At 70.4% G+C, this 14893-nt stretch carries 10 protein-coding genes; 4 read left to right on the forward strand and 6 right to left on the reverse strand.

Annotated elements, in window-relative coordinates; genetic code table 11:
• Positions 1 to 9: 9 nt before the first annotated feature.
• Positions 10 to 6045 carry an RHS repeat-associated core domain-containing protein gene (locus OHA77_RS39220; RefSeq protein ID WP_406314359.1) on the forward strand — a complete coding sequence of 2012 codons (6036 nt, stop codon included), beginning with the start codon at positions 10 to 12 and terminating at the stop codon, positions 6043 to 6045.
• A 163-nt stretch (positions 6046 to 6208) separates the two neighbouring features.
• Here the strand turns inward: OHA77_RS39220 and OHA77_RS39225 are convergent, their stop codons facing one another.
• From OHA77_RS39225 to OHA77_RS39235, 3 genes are all read right to left on the reverse strand, one after another.
• Entirely contained in the window at positions 6209 to 6484 is a 276-nt protein-coding gene (locus OHA77_RS39225; RefSeq protein WP_406314361.1) for a helix-turn-helix domain-containing protein, read from the reverse strand.
• Positions 6485 to 6655: 171 nt separating this feature from the next.
• The gene (locus OHA77_RS39230; protein WP_406314363.1) at positions 6656 to 7045 is read right to left on the reverse strand and encodes an MFS transporter; all 390 of its coding nucleotides are present in this window, start codon (positions 7043 to 7045) and stop codon (positions 6656 to 6658) included.
• Between the two features lie 81 nt (positions 7046 to 7126).
• Complete coding sequence (locus OHA77_RS39235; protein WP_406314365.1) at positions 7127 to 8401, reverse strand: MFS transporter; 1275 nt, start codon at positions 8399 to 8401, stop codon at positions 7127 to 7129.
• 99 nt (positions 8402 to 8500) lie between these two features.
• Between OHA77_RS39235 and OHA77_RS39240 the strand changes: the two genes are divergently transcribed.
• Positions 8501 to 9586, forward strand: a complete 1086-nt coding sequence (locus OHA77_RS39240) for a DUF5937 family protein (RefSeq protein ID WP_406314366.1) — start codon at positions 8501 to 8503, stop codon at positions 9584 to 9586.
• Positions 9587 to 9900: 314 nt separating this feature from the next.
• On the opposite strand, the gene OHA77_RS39245 is transcribed toward OHA77_RS39240, so the two are convergent.
• Complete coding sequence (locus OHA77_RS39245) at positions 9901 to 10365, reverse strand: nuclear transport factor 2 family protein (protein WP_406314368.1); 465 nt, start codon at positions 10363 to 10365, stop codon at positions 9901 to 9903.
• Positions 10366 to 10464: 99 nt separating this feature from the next.
• Positions 10465 to 11988 (reverse strand): FAD-dependent monooxygenase, encoded by a 1524-nt coding sequence (locus OHA77_RS39250; protein ID WP_406314370.1) that lies wholly within the window; start codon positions 11986 to 11988, stop codon positions 10465 to 10467.
• A gap of 121 nt (positions 11989 to 12109) precedes the next feature.
• On the opposite strand from OHA77_RS39250, the gene OHA77_RS39255 reads away from it, so the two are divergent.
• Positions 12110 to 12895, forward strand: coding sequence for a TetR/AcrR family transcriptional regulator (locus tag OHA77_RS39255; protein ID WP_406314372.1), 786 nt, complete (start codon positions 12110 to 12112; stop codon positions 12893 to 12895).
• A gap of 424 nt (positions 12896 to 13319) precedes the next feature.
• On the opposite strand, the gene OHA77_RS39260 is transcribed toward OHA77_RS39255, so the two are convergent.
• Positions 13320 to 13928 carry a TetR/AcrR family transcriptional regulator gene (locus tag OHA77_RS39260; protein WP_406314373.1) on the reverse strand — a complete coding sequence of 203 codons (609 nt, stop codon included), beginning with the start codon at positions 13926 to 13928 and terminating at the stop codon, positions 13320 to 13322.
• A gap of 94 nt (positions 13929 to 14022) precedes the next feature.
• Between OHA77_RS39260 and OHA77_RS39265 the strand changes: the two genes are divergently transcribed.
• Positions 14023 to 14772, forward strand: a complete 750-nt coding sequence (locus OHA77_RS39265; RefSeq protein ID WP_406319951.1) for an SDR family oxidoreductase — start codon at positions 14023 to 14025, stop codon at positions 14770 to 14772.
• The last annotated feature ends 121 nt before the right edge of the window (positions 14773 to 14893 follow it).

Here is a 14893-nt window from a genome sequence, read left to right on the forward strand (position 1 = left end):
ATGTCGCTCATGCGCCGTAACCGATGGCGGCTCTGGCCGATCATGGTCCTGGGCTGCTTGTTCATCGTGCTGATGGCCGGCACGCCGGCCGGAGCGTCGCCCGCCGAGATCGTCATGGCCTCGGCCGCGCAGGCGCCCGTGAAACCCAGCAAGCCGGACGGGGTCGAGCCGGTGCCGGGCACGACATTCGAACCGCCGGCCGCCCGGCCCGACCCCGAGGCGGCGTCCGCGCGGCAGCCGGCGCCGAGGACGGACCGGCCCGCCCCCGGGGCCGCCGAGGTCACCGTACCGGCCGCCCTGCCCGTCGGCGGGCGGGGCCGCTCCGCGGCGGCGGGCAAGGCCAGGGCCGGGACGCTGCCCGTCTGGGTGGCTCCGGCCGCCAGGCCGGGCCCCGCCCGGGTCAAGGTGGAGGTGCTCGACCGGGCCGGCGCGGCCGGGCTGCTGCTCTCGGTACGGCGTACCGACGGCCAGGCCGAACGCGGCCCCGTGAACGTGACGGTCGACTACTCGGCCTTCAAGGACGCGTACGGCGGTGACTGGGCCTCACGCCTGCGGCTCGTCCCCGCCGCGGGCGACGGGACGCCGGTCACCGCCGGACGCAACGACCTGAAGGCCGCGACGGTCACCGCCGAGGTGTCGGTCGGCGACGCGGCGAGCACATTCGCGCTGACGGCGGCGCCCGCCGGGCCGAAGGGCGACTACAAGGCCACCTCGCTGGCGCCGTCCAGCAGGTGGCAGGTCTCCGGCCAGAGCGGCGACTTCACCTGGTCGTACCCGCTGCGCACGCCGCCGGTGCCCGGGGAGCTCGCCCCGCCGCTGGCGCTGTCCTACTCCTCCGGCGCGGTGGACGGGCGCACCGTCGCGACGAACAACCAGCCGTCCTGGGTCGGAGAGGGCTGGAACCTGGCGCCCGGCTTCATCGAGCGGTCGTACCGGGGCTGCGCCGACGACCTCGGCGGCAACAACGGCCAGACCAAGACCGGGGACCTGTGCTGGGAGACCGACAACGCCGTCCTGTCCTTCGGTGAGCAGTCGGGCCGCCTGGTGTTCGAGAACAACGTGTGGCGGTCGCAGGACGACGACGGCACCCGGGTGGAGCGCCTGTCCGGCGCCGTCAACGGGGACGACGACGGTGAGTACTGGAAGGTCACCACGACCGACGGCACGCAGTACTACTTCGGCCTGAACCGGCTGCCCGGCTGGACGGCGGGCCGGACCACCACGCAGTCCGCCTGGACGGTGCCGGTGTTCGGCAACGACGCCGGCGAGCCGTGCCACCAGGCCGCCTTCGCCGCCTCGGCCTGCCCGCAGGCCTACCGCTGGAACCTCGACCACGTCGTGGACGCGCATGGCAACTCGATGAGCTACTTCTACGACCAGGAGACCAACCGCTACGCGCAGAACCTGGGCGCCGCCACGGGAACGTACGTGCGCGGCGGCACCCTGGCGCGCATCGAGTACGGCACCCGTACCGGCGCCGAGTACACCGGTCAGGCGCCCGCCCGGGTGGTGTTCGAGCCGGCCGACCGCTGCGTGCCCGGCCAGAACTGCGCCGCCCACACCGCCGTCTCGTGGCCGGACGTGCCCTGGGACGCCGAATGCACCTCGACGTGCGGGGACAGGTACGCGCCGACGTTCTGGTCCACCAAACGCCTGTCGAAGATCACCACCCAGGTCTCGAAGGGCGGCGGCGACTATCGCAGCGTCGACCAGTGGGAGCTGTCTCACGCGTACCCGCCGGCCGGCGACGGCACCGGGGACAGGGCGCTGTGGCTGAACGCGATCACCCAGACCGGCCTGGCCGCCGGCACCGCGATCAAGCAGCCGGCCGTCACGTTCGACGGCACCATGATGGCCAACCGGGTCAACTCCGCCGCGGACGGCCTGCCCGCGCTGAACAAGCCCCGCATCACCACCATCACCACCGAGTCCGGCGGGGCGACCAACGTCGGCTACGCCAAGCCCGACTGCGCCCCCGGCGCCCTGCCGGCCGCGGCGGAGGCCAACACCAAGCGCTGCTTCCCGCAGCGATGGGCGATGCCGCCCGCGACCACGCCGGTCAACGACTGGTTCCACAAGTACGTGGTGACCAAGGTGGTCGAGGACGATCTCGTCACCGACGCCGAAGACATGGTCACCAGCTACGACTACGACACCGTCAAGGGCGCGGCCTGGGCCTACGACGACAACCCGCTGGTGCCGGAGAACCAGCGCACCTGGTCGGAGTGGCGCGGCTACGAGAAGGTCGTGGTCCGCAAGGGCGACCCGGTCAACGACGAGAACAAGCCCGAGTCCACGACCGCGTATCTGTACTTCCGCGGCATGCACGGCGACCGGCTCAACGCCACCGGCGGTGCCAAGACCGTGGACGTCACCGACTCCACCGGCACGAAAGCGGCCGACGCCGAGCCGCTGAAGGGCTTCCTGCGCGAGGAGATCACCTACGACGGCGCCGACGAGGTCACCGGCGGGATTCGCGACCCGTGGACCCGGCTCACCGCCGCCCAGGGCGCGCTGCGGGCCTACCAGGTCGAGGTCGCCCGGACCGTGACCCGGGAGCGGTACACCGACGGCGGCTACCGCACCCAGCGGGTGGAGACCGCCTACGACGAATACGGCAACCCGACCAGGGTCAACGACCTGGGCGACGTCGCCTCGACCGGCGACGACCGGTGCATCACCACCACATACGCGCACAATGCGCCCCTGATGCTGGTGGAGTTCCCGAGCAGGACCACGACGGTCGGCGTGGCCTGCGGCGCGACCCCGTCGTACCCGGCCGACGCCATCTCCGACACCCGGCTGTCCTACGACGACCAGGAGTTCGGCAGGGCGCCGTTGCGAGGAGACGTCACCACGACCGAGGAGGCCGAGTCCTACACCGGTGGCACGCCCGCCTACCTGGTGGACGGCACCTCCTCGTTCGACGCCCACGGCCGGCCGACGGCGTCGCGTGACGCGCTCCAGCAGGAGACGGCCATCTCCTACACCGAGGTCAACGGGCTGACCACCGAGACCAGGACGACCAGCCCGCTCGGCCACACGGTGACCGCCACCTTCGACCCGGCGTGGGGGAGCACCCTTCAGGAGAGGGACGCCGACGGCCGGACGACCTCGACGACGTACGACGCGCTCGGCCGCGTGGCGAAGGTGTTCAAGCCCGGCCGTACCGAGGCGGCCGGCGACAGCCCGCACCTGCGCTTCGAGTACGGCGTGAACCGCAGCGGCACCCCGAACTGGGTCCTCACCAGCACGCTGCGGCCCAACGGCAACCATGTCGCGTCGTACACGCTGTACGACGGCTTCCTGCGTCCCCGGCAGACGCAGGAGCCCAGCCCTGCCGGCGGCCGGATCCTGACCGACACCCTGTACGACTCGCGCGGTCTCCTCAGCGTGAAACGGGCCCCATACCACCACACGGACGCTGCGGGGAAGACGCTGTACCAGCCGGACGCCGGCGCGGTCCCCGCCGCGACCGTCACCACCTACGACGGGGCGGCGCGGCCGACCAAGGAGATCGTGCTCAAGCTCGGCGTCGAGCAGTGGCGCACCACCACGTCCTACAGCGCCGACCGGGTGAGCGTGATCCCGCCCGAGGGCGGCACCGCGACCACCAAGTGGATCGACGCCCGTGACCGCATGACCGCGCTGGTGCAGTACCACGGCCGCACCCTGACCGGCCCCTACGACGTCACCCGCTACGGCTACACCAAGAGCGGCGAGCTGGCCGAGGTCGTCGACGCGGCGGGCAACGTGTGGCGCTACACCTACGACGTGCTCGGCCGCAAGATCAAGGCCGAGGACCCGGACAAGGGCGTCACCACCATGACCTACGACGCCAACGACCAGCTCCTGACCAGCACCGACGCGCGCGGCAAGACCGTCGTCCCGACGTACGACAAGCTCGGGCGCGTGGTGGAGACCCACCTGGGCTCCGCCACCGGTCCGCTGCTGACCGAGAACGTCTACGACACGCTGGCCAAGGGCTCCCTGACCTCCGCCACCCGGTACGTCAACGGGCACGCCTATGTCAGCGAGATCACCGGCTACGACAAGGCCGGGCGTCCCGAGGGGACGACGGTGACCATCCCGGAAGTGGAGAAGCAGCTCGCCGGCGCCTACACGACGACCACGACGTACGCGGCCGACGGCAGCCCCGCCACCAGAACGGTCCCCAAACTGGGCGATCTCGCGCAGGAGACGTTGACCTACGGCTACGACGACCTCGGCCGGCCCGACACGGTGAGCGGCGGCCTGACCTACGTCACCGACACCGAGTACAACCAGCTCGGTGAGCTCGCCCAGCGCGAGCTGGGCCCCGCGGGCAAGCGGCTGTGGCGCACCACCTACTACGAGGAGGGCACCCGCCGGGTCACCGAGACGCTCACCGAGCGCGAGCAGGCCGACGGCATCATGGTGAACGACCTCACCTACGGCTACGACCCCACCGGCAACGTCAAGCGCATCACCGACCGCACCGCCGGCCAGACCAAGGACACCCAGTGCTTCGCCGCAGACCACCTGCGCCGCGTCACCGAAGCCTGGACCCAGGCCACCGACACCTGCGCCGGCACCCCGTCGGCATCGGTGATCGGCGGCCCCGCGCCCTACTGGCACCAGTACGCCTACGACGCGGCCGGCAACCGCAGGACCAAGACGGTCAAGGGCGTCGGCGGCGGCGCCGACGAGGTGACCACCTACGCCTACCCGGCTCCGGGTGACGGTGTGGCCAGGCCCCACGCGGTGACCGGCACGACGACGGGAATGGCGAGCGCGGCCTACGCCTACGACGCGGCCGGCAACACCACCACCCGCCCGGGGCCGTCCGGAGCCCAGACGCTGATCTGGGACGACGAGGGGCGCCTCGCGTCGATCACCGCCGGCGGCAGGACCACCTCCTACCTCTACGACGCGAAAGGAGATCAGCTCGTCCGCCGCGATCCCGGCACGGTGACGCTGTTCGTCGGCGACGGCGAGGTGCGCCTGGACACCGCCACCGGCTCGACCCGGGGCACCCGCTACTACGAGGGCCTCGGAACCCGTACCGGCGACGGCTTCACCTGGACGGTCGCCGACCACCACGGCACCTCCCTGACCGCCGTCGACGCCGGCACCCTGGCCACCACCTCGCGGCGGCAGGACCTGTTCGGCGCCGTGCGCGGCGGGACGGGCCGGTGGCCGGCCGGTGAGCGCGGCTTCGTCGGCGGCACGGACAACCCGGAGACCGGGCTGACCCGGTTGGGCGCACGCGAGTACGACCCGGTGGCGGGCAGGTTCCTGTCCGTCGACCCGATCATCGACCCGTACGACCCGCAGCAGATGAACGCCTACGCCTACGGCAACAACAACCCCGCGACGATGAGCGACCCCGACGGGCTCCGGCACCTGGAGGGCGACAACCCGCGCGGCAGCCACAACAAGCCCACGGCCAAGAAACCGGTCGGAAAGGTGAAGACGCCGGTGCGCAAGCTCAGGAAGCCGGCCAGGAAGGCCCCGAAGCTGCGGGGCCCGGCCAAACGGCCGATCTCCATCGCGCGGATGAAGGACTTCGGCGGCCGATGCGAAGGAGGCAAGGACTACTGCGAGAGGCTGCCCGCCGTGGTGGCCGCGCGGAGCCGCGCCGCGCAGCACGACTGGAACGGCCCGGGAGGCCCGCGCGGCCACGTGGGCGGCGCGCCCACGGTAGTCGTGGTCGAGAATCTCGGCCCGGACAAGAAGCGGGAGACCACCTACGTCGAGGGGAAGCTCATCGACGAGAGCGTCTACGTCACGAATCCGTGGGCCGGGGACGACTGGCTGCTCACCTACCGGATGGACGCCATCAACCACACCATCTACAATCCGGCCGGCGTGCGCACCGTGGCCTTCGACAACTGGCAGGAGGCCATGGGGTGCATCGGCGGAGTCATAGGGACCGCCGGCGCCGTCCTAGGGGTGATCGGCACGGTGGCCGGCGCACCGGCCACCGGCGGCACGTCGCTCACCATCACGGGGGGAGCCATCGCGGCCCTCGGGTCGGCCGTGTCGGCAGCGGGCAGTTGCTAGCCCTGGAATAGCGGGGAGGCCGTGCTCCGGCGGCGATCAGCCGCCGGAGCATGTGGGGACGAACGCCACCGACTCACCGGCTCCGATCACCGGGATCGGCCACAGTCGTTGTCCGGACGCACAGGTGGGGACCGCGGCTCCTCCAGCGGAAACGCCTCCGGGCTCACCGGCCGTCCCGTACGGCCGCGGCGGTGAACTCCGCGCGTTCCCGCGCGTCCAGGCCCAATGCCTCGGTCAGCAACCGGATCGACGCGCTCCGGGGGCGTCCCACGACGTCACCTTCGAGCCTGCGGATGGTGCGTACGTTGACACCCGCCCGGTCGGCGAGTTGCTCCTGGGTCAGCAGTGCGCGGTCACGCCAGGCCCGGATGAGCGTCCCCAGGCTCTGGTATTCCCTTTCGGGATCGCTCCGGTCGTCCTCTGGTCTCCTGGCAAGCATGGCACTCCCCTCGTCCGAGTCGTGGTCCGACTGTCACAGCGGTCCGGGAGGTGTGCCAAGGACGGCACCGGGACAGGTCCAGAAACTTGGGCTCCCCGTCCTTGCGGCATACGGTCGCGTCATGACCCGACCCGATCAGGGCGCTGAAGCTCATGGCCCCTCCTGGGATGTTCAGTCGGCCTCGCAGCTAAGCGCGTCGTGCGGGGGAGTGCCGGCCGGTCGGCTCGTGGTGGCGGTGACGGCGATGCCGGCCGGGCCGCCCAGCAGGGACGCGGCCAGGAAGACGACCAGGCCGGCGCGGAACAGCCCGCGCCGGCCGAACAGGTCGCCGACGCGGCCGCCGACCGGCAGCAGGCCGCCGAAGGCCAGGGCGTAGGCGGTGAGGACCCAGTCCAGGTCCGCCGCGGGGATGCCGAGCCCGGTTCCGATGACGGGCAGGCCCGCGGTGGCCGTCAGTTGCGCGCCCACCTGGCCGTCCTGCTCGGCCACCACCGCGGCGAACTCCTCGCGCACCTGCTCGAAGCCGTCCGCGACCGTTCCGTGGACATCCGTCCTGCTCATCGTCGGCAACCCTTTGTGAGTGAGTGTCGGTCGCCGGCATGACGGATGGTCCGCAGGAGAGGTGACCGGGTGCGTTCGCGGTCACCTCTCACTGGTTTGATGCGTCAGCGGTATGACGTCTGCCGATGGAGAGGAATGCGATCGTGACCTGCCGGAAGCCGTGGAACCGCCGGATACGGCAACGGCGGAGGCGGAGAGAAGCGTCGTAGCGGCGAGGCTGCCCCAGAGGGCGGCCGGGCCGTGGAGCGCGAGAGCGGTGATGACCGCCGGGGAGACGGCGAGGCCGAAGCCCGTGGAGAGCTGGAAGCGGGCGAGGGCGCGTCCCAGGACATGGGCCGGGGCGAGGGCGGTGACGAGCGCGGTGGCGCTGCCGGCATAGATGATCTCGCCGATGGTGCAGAGCACAGACACCGCGGCGACCGCCGGGGCACCCCAGCCGTGCCCCAGTGAGGTGGCCGCGAGGAAGCCGAGATAGGACGCGGCGAGTACCACGCCGGCGAGAGCCAGCACAGTCCGCCGGGAGAGGCGGGACATCAGGACGGTGACCGGAACCTGCAGGGTGACCACCAGCACCGTGTTGGCCACGAAGATGGCTGCCGACCACACCGGGGATGCGTGCAGCTGTGTCATCAGAACCAGCGGGAGCGCGATTTCGGGGACGTTGAGGCAGAAGACGTAGATCACGTTGGCGGCCAGCAGCGTGCGCATCCGGGGTGCGGGCCCGTCGGTCCTGTCCTTGGTCGGGGTGGCGGCCGGATGCGCGTGCAGGTGGACCGACCACGCCAAGACCGCCGCAGCGAGATAGGCGAGCCCGGTGACGGCTGCCAGCGCCTGCAACGCGGTGGTGCCGCCCGCCAGGCACACGGTGGCGAGGAGCGCGCCCGTGCCCAGGCCGGCGTTGCGCAGGGCGCGGCCTCCCGCGAGAGCGGCGTCGCGTTCCCGGCCGTGGGCGACCGTGGCCACGAGAGCTGCGTGGGCGGCCGGCCATGCCTGGTTGCCGATGCCGAGGAAGAGCGCCGCCGTCGCGAACAGCCAGACGTGCCCCGCCGGGGCGGCCAGCAGCAGCGCCACGCCCAGCACCCGCACCAGCATCGACGCTGCCACGACCGTGCTGCGTGCGCCCCGGTCCAGCCATCGGCCCACCGCGGGCATGCACACCAGACCCATGACGACGCCGACCGTCATGGCGACGCCGGTGACCGGTGCGGACAGCCGCAGCACCGTCACCCCGTAGAGCAGCAGAAAGGGCCGAAGCAAGCCGGTGCCGAGCGCGTCCACGGCCAGGGCGACGGCGTAGCGGGGGCCTCCGGAGGCGCGGACGAGGGCGCGGGGCCGGATCTTGGTGGTGGTTGCCATGGCGTCAACGATGCGTTCGGCCGCCGGGCCGGCTGCGTCGGTTGACGGACACCGTCAATCGACGCGGTCGTCGGCCATCCGACCAGCGATGATGAGGGGGTGACGTTGAGGATCGACATCGGCGGCCTGCCGTCCGGGCGACTGCGGTTCGCCGCCTCCCCGCTGGCCGAGCTGACCGCGATGCTGCATGTGCTGGCCGAACCCGGGCATCACCCGCAGCTCGCCGGCTGGGCCGGGGACGTCTGGGCCGGGCTGCGGCCGGAGCTGGCCGAGCGGTTGCGGGAGGCGGAGTTCCTCTGGCGTTCCTCACGAGCCGACTTCCTGGTCCCCGCTCGTCCTCGGCCGACCCTCGCCGAGGAGCTGGACGATGTCGACCGGATCGACGATGAAACCTATGTGACCGCCGCGCTCATCACCACGTGCGGCGGCAACCGGGTCCACTTCGCCGCGCCGTCGCCGCTCACCGACGCGACGGCGCGCGAGCGGGCACTGGACCTGGCCCAGGCCCGCGGCGCGCTCCAGGAGGCCTTCGCGGAACGGCTGCTCGCGGACCCGGCCGTCGTGCGGGCGCGGGTGCGCCAGACCCTCGAACAGTGCGCCGAGGCCTTCTTCGACGCCGCCTGGACGGGCGCCGCCGTGCAACTCGCCACCGACCTGCGCCTGAAGAACGACCTGCTGAAGCGCCAGGGCATCGGGGCGGCACTCGCATCGGTCTCCGGCGCCGTCACCCTGGCGCCGGACGGCGACTGCATCATCGTGGACAAGCTGCAGGACAAGGCGACCGCCGCGCACGACACCGGGGTCACCTTCATCCCCAGCGTCTTCGGCAGCCCGCACCTGGTGGTGGTCCACGCGCTCGGGTGGCAGCCGGTGGTGCAGTACCCTGTGGCCGAGGCGAGTCCATCGGAGCCGGTATCGCTGGAAACGATAACGCTACGGCTGGAGGCACTCGCACATCCGATACGGCTGCGGCTGCTGCGCACCCTGGCCCGCGGCCCGCACACCACCGGTGAGCTGGCCCACGCCTGGGAACTTTCACCTCCGGAGGTTTCCCGCCACCTCGCTGTCCTGCGCCGCGCGGGCCTGCTCACGGCCCAGCGGCACGGTCGTTACGTCCGTTACACCCTCAATCTGGCTGATCTGACGGCGCTGGGGGCCGACCTGCTGGCGGCCGTACTGCGCTGAGCGGCTTCGCTGAGCGGCTTCGCTGAGCGGCTTCGCTGAGCGGCTTCGGTGAGCGGCTTCGGCCTGCCAGAAGGTCCCCACTCGGGTCGGCGCGACCAGCCTCAAAGTAACGCTCCGCAATATCTTGGGAGCGGCAGGTAGCGGACGATGGGGCGTGATCGACCTGCTGGACGTGCTCAAGGACGCGGCTCACGTCACCGACTGCACCGACGCCTTCACCTCGGTGGCCCCGCGCACCGTCATCGACCCGGCCGTGCTGCAGAGACGGCTGTTGTGCCTGTACGGGCTGGGGCCTGGGGACGAATGTTGGGCGATCAGGCCTCTCCGGCCTTCTGCGCGAGTGCCGCCTCGCGTTCGAGTGAGATATCCCGTAGAAGTGCGGTGTCCTGGTAGAACGAACGCTTCTTGGTGATCTTTCCGTTCGCCACGTCGACCAGTTCGAGAACGGTCATTCTCCATGGGTTGCCGTGGATGTCGGTGCCACTGTTCGTGGCCACCACCACCACGCGAGTGGGACCGTCGGCAATGAGCTCGTCAATGCTGATGGCCCGGATGTCCAACCCGGTCAGCTCGTGCATCCGATGCCGCGCCGGCCCGATGGCGGCTCCCCTGTGGACGCCGCTGCCGGGGTGGCCCCAGTTGAGCTCGATCTCCTGCTCGTCGGTCAGGTCTTTGATCGTTGCGAAGTCCGGGCCGCCGGGTACTCGGAGAACGGCTTCGTAGAAGCGGCGGACCACTTCCTTGTTCAGCTCGGACTGGGTCGGGTTTTCACTCGGCATGGAAGTTCCCGCTCTTTCGAAGGTGTCCGGAATCGGGGTGGATCCGGGGCGCTCGGGGTTGGTTCGTCCGCCGCGCGCTGGTCGGCTTGAGGTGTCCTGTCAGGGTGCCGGGTCGCCGAACCAACGGGCCGCGGCGTTCCGGAACGCCGCGTGATCGGGGTCGTGGTCGTCGGTCCAGGCCACGATGCCGTCGGGCCGGATCAGCAGCGCGCCGAATCCGAGGTCGTTGCTCACCGGCCCGGCCGCGTAGCCGATCCGGCTTTTCCAGCTCATCGCCGCGTCGTGCAGGCGCCGGTCGATGGTGAAGTCGAGTGCGACGCCGTGTCCTTCTCGCAGTAGGTCGCCGAGGCGGGTGCCGTCGGTGAGACGGAAGTCCGGAGCGGTCCGGCCGACGAGTGGCTGGTCGCTGCCCAGGTCGTAGCGGTGGGACAGTCCTGAGGTACTGCGGAACACGTGGGTGGCCCCGTCGCGGGTGTCGAGCAGGTCGTGGATCAGCCGTCGCAGGGCCGGGGCGTTGGGACCAGGGTTCATGGTCGCGACCTGGGCGCGTGACCAGTCGAGGATCGCCGCGCCGACGGGGTGGCGTTCGGCGGTGTAGGTGTCGAGCAGGCCGTCTGGTGCGGTGCCGTGGATGGTGGTGGCGAGTTTCCAGCCGAGGTTCATGACGTCGCCGATGCCGAGGTTGAGGCCCTGGCCGCCGAGCGGGGAGTGGATGTGGGCGGCGTCGCCGGCGAGCAGGACGCGGCCGTTCCGGTAGGTCGTGGACTGCATCGCGCGGTCGGTGAAGCTGGAGGCGAGATGGACCTCGGTGAGTGTCGCGTCGGTGCCGGAGACCCGGCGCAGGACCGTCTGGAGGTGCTCGCGCGTCAGCGGCTGCGAGCGGTCGAAGGCGCCGCCGTCGAAGTCCATCATGCCCAGGTGACCCTCGAAGGGCGTCCGCAGGTACATGCCGGTCAGCGTCAGATTGAAGCCCAGGTCCAGCTTCTGCGGATCGGCGAAGGTGACGCGGGCGACGTAGCCGGTGAACAGCGGTTCGGTGCCGACGAAGTCGAAACCCGCCAGTTCGCGCACCGTGCTGCGTCCGCCGTCGCATCCCACGAGCCAGCGCGCCTGGTAGTGGCGTCCGTCGGCCCGTGTGACGACGGTATCGCCGTCCTGGGTCACGGCCTCGACGGGAACGCCCCGCAGGATCTGCACGCCGAGCCTGGCCGCCCGCTCGGCCAGTACAGTCCCGACCGCGTCGAGGCTGGTCATGATGCTCTCCATTGCCGGGCCGGGCAGCCGGAACGGGAGGGCGGCGATGTCGATGTCGGCCGGGTCGAGCCGCATGCCCGCGAAGTGGCTCACGTCACGAGGAGGCGGCGGCTCGTGCACGTCGGGATCCGCGCCGACCTGTTTCCCGTCGGCGCCTGAGGCTTTCAGCAGCTCTTCCAGCAGCCCGCGGCGGTAGAACGTCTCGACCGATCCGGCGTTCAGGCCCCGCATCCCCAGCGGGAGTGCCTTCCACGGCGAAGTCCGCTCCTGGTCCCGCTCCAGCACCAGGACCGAACAGTCCGCCAGCGCGAGCTCACCGGCAAGGAACAGGCCCACCGGGCCCGCACCCACGATCACCACGTCATACACGTCGAGCCTCCTTCGATCAGGACCGTCCGGCGTGACCCCAAGCAGCTTATGGAGCGTCGATCCAATAATGGAATGTTACTCCATGTTGGATCGACGCTCCAACCATGCCAAAATGTCAGGCATGGCCATACGGACACGTCAGTCACAGCGACGCAGGCAGGTGCTCACCCGGGAGCGCATCGTCGAGACCGCTGTCGAGCTGCTGGACGAGGTGGGCAAGGGCGCCCTGACGGTTCGGGCGCTGACCAGCCGCCTGGCCACCGGGCCCGGCGCGATCTACTGGCACATCGGCAACATGCACGAGCTGCTGGAGGCCGCGACCGACGCCGTCGTCGCCACCGCCCTGGACGCGCGCCCCACCCAGCCCACCGAGCCCGCGGGAACCATCGAAGCCGGCGAAGCCGTAGGCGCGCCCCAGGACGAGATCCGCGCCGTCGCACTCGGCCTGTTCGACGCGGTCACCGAACACCCATGGCTCGCCGCGCAGCTCGCGGTCCAGCTCACCTGCAACCCCTGGGGACCGGTGACATTGCGGATCTTCGAAAGCATCGGCCGGCCGGTCCGCACGCTGGGCGTGCCGCAAGGCGACTGGTTCACCACGACCTCGACACTGGTCCACTACCTTCTCGGCGCCACCGCCCAGGCCTCTCACAACACCGGCGACGACACCGTCCCCGGCTCCGAAGCGGACCGCGCCGAGTTCCTCAACACCGCATCCAGGGCATGGCAAGAGCTCGACCCCGACGACTACCCGTTCATCCAGGCCATCGCAGAGCAGATGCGCGAGCACGACGACCGCGAACAATTCCTCACCGGCATCGACCTCGTCCTCACCGGCATCACCACTCTCCGTCCACCCGCCACACCAAGGCCCCCTGCTCCCGAGCGCCTCCCCAGCCCCAAGTAGGTCTTCGTTGGGCACACCCCGAAAGTGTCGGGATTCGACGATTTCCCGACGGGCCGCCGACCCGACTCCAAACAGCCCAAAAGCCAGACAACCGGGGATTGAACACCGCTCCAGGCGGCTGGCTTCAGGCGCGGATCGACGACAGGGAGAACCGGTGCCAGGCGCGCGGCGCACAGCCCAAAGGGCCGGTGTCTCGTGATCTTGATCGCGTGCCTCGCGTGCCCACCTAGCAGGGCTGCTGGCCAGCGGCGTTGTGAGCTGCGGAAGTAACAGCCACGGGATTACGAGACACTAGATCACAACCATTTCTTCGGTTGACGTGACGCCAGCTCCGAATCCGGTGGATATGAGCTGGTCGGCGGCGCGCACTCGCCCTTTAGGTTGCAGCGAGCGGTTGCTCGCGACGACGAACGTCGGGTGATTCTCAAGGGAGCGGCCAGTTGCGTAGGGCGGCGTCGGCCATTCCTTGGAGTTCGTCGCGGCCGACGCCACTCGCGGCCTGCACGGCGATGCCGAATGCCAAGGTGGTGACGTAGCGGGCCAGGAGCCCCGGATCGGTCTCCGGAGGCAGGTCGCCGTCGTCGACGGCTCGCTGGAACCGCTCTCGGACGCGGGAGCAGCCGTCGTTGCGCCAGGCGATGAGAAGGTCACGGACTCCACGCCCGGAGTCGCTGGCGGCCAGGGCGCCCTGAACGCCCAGGCACCCGTGAGGATGGGCCGGTCGGGTGGTGGTTCGGACGGTGCCGGTCAGGATCGCGGTGGCGACGCCGAGGGCGGTCGGCTCCTCCATGGCCCGGGCTAGGTATGCGCTCGGGCCTTCGGTGTAGCGCTCCAGGGCCTTGCGAAACAGCTCTTCCTTGTTGCCGAAGGCCGCGTACATGCTCTTGGCGGAGATGCTCATCGCCTCGGTCAGGTTGGCCAGGCTGGCCCCCTCATAGCCATGCTCCCAGAAAACCAGCATGGCGCGCTCAAGAGCGTCGTCGGCGTCGAATCCTCGCGGTCGGCCGATGGGACCGCTCTGTTTGATCGCCACCCCCGCAGCCTACCCCTTCTGCAGCGGTCGCTGCAGAAGTGCTACCGTTCGACTTCAGCAGCGATCGCTGCAGAAGTCGAAAGAGGTTATTCACATGGGACTACTTGAGGGTAAGACCGCTCTCGTCACCGGCGGCGGCACCGGAATCGGCCTGGCCAGTGCCGTACGGCTGGCGGCCGAGGGCGCACACGTGTTCATCACCGGCCGGCGCAAGACCGAACTCGACACGGCCGTCGAAGTGATTGGTTCAGCGGCTACCGCGGTGATCAGTGACATTTCGAACCTGGCCGACCTGGACCGGCTCTACGAGACGATCCGCAGCCGGGGACGGGGCCTGGACGTACTGTTCGCGAATGCCTCCGTCGCCGCGTTCGTGTCGCTTGAGCAGGTCACCGAGGAGCACTTCGACACCCTCTTCGGTATCAACGTCCGGGGCACGCTGTTCACCGTTCAGAAGGCGCTGCCCCTGCTCAATGACGGCGCCTCGGTGATCTTGAATGGCTCTACCAATGTGGACGTCGGCGCGGAGGCGTTCGGCGTGTACGCGGCGACCAAGGCCGCCACCCGATCGTTCGCCCGGACCTGGGCCAACGAACTCAAGGGACGCGGCATCCGGGTCAACACCATCACGCCCGGCCCGACCGACACCCCTGGTTTGTCGGGCCTCGCGCCCGACCCGGAACAGGCCGCCGGCCTCAGGCGGCACCTGGCCACGCAGGTGCCGCTGGGCCGGCTCGGGCGGCCGGAGGAGATCGCCGCCGCCGTGACCTTCCTCGCCTCCGAGCAGAGCAGCTTCATCACCGGTTCGAGCCTGTACGTCGACGGCGGCCTGAACCAGATCTGAGTTCCTTGGCCGCGCATCCGGCGAGGATGGCGGCTCCTGGCCGGCGGGGCTCGCTCAGGCGGGTGAGCCCGGCAGCCTCGATCGCAAGCCGGCCGGGCGGACAGAGGTCACGCCTGCCGCA

Origin of the sequence: Streptosporangium sp. NBC_01639, assembly GCF_045209755.1 — a bacterium.
Lineage (GTDB): Bacteria > Actinomycetota > Actinomycetes > Streptosporangiales > Streptosporangiaceae > Streptosporangium.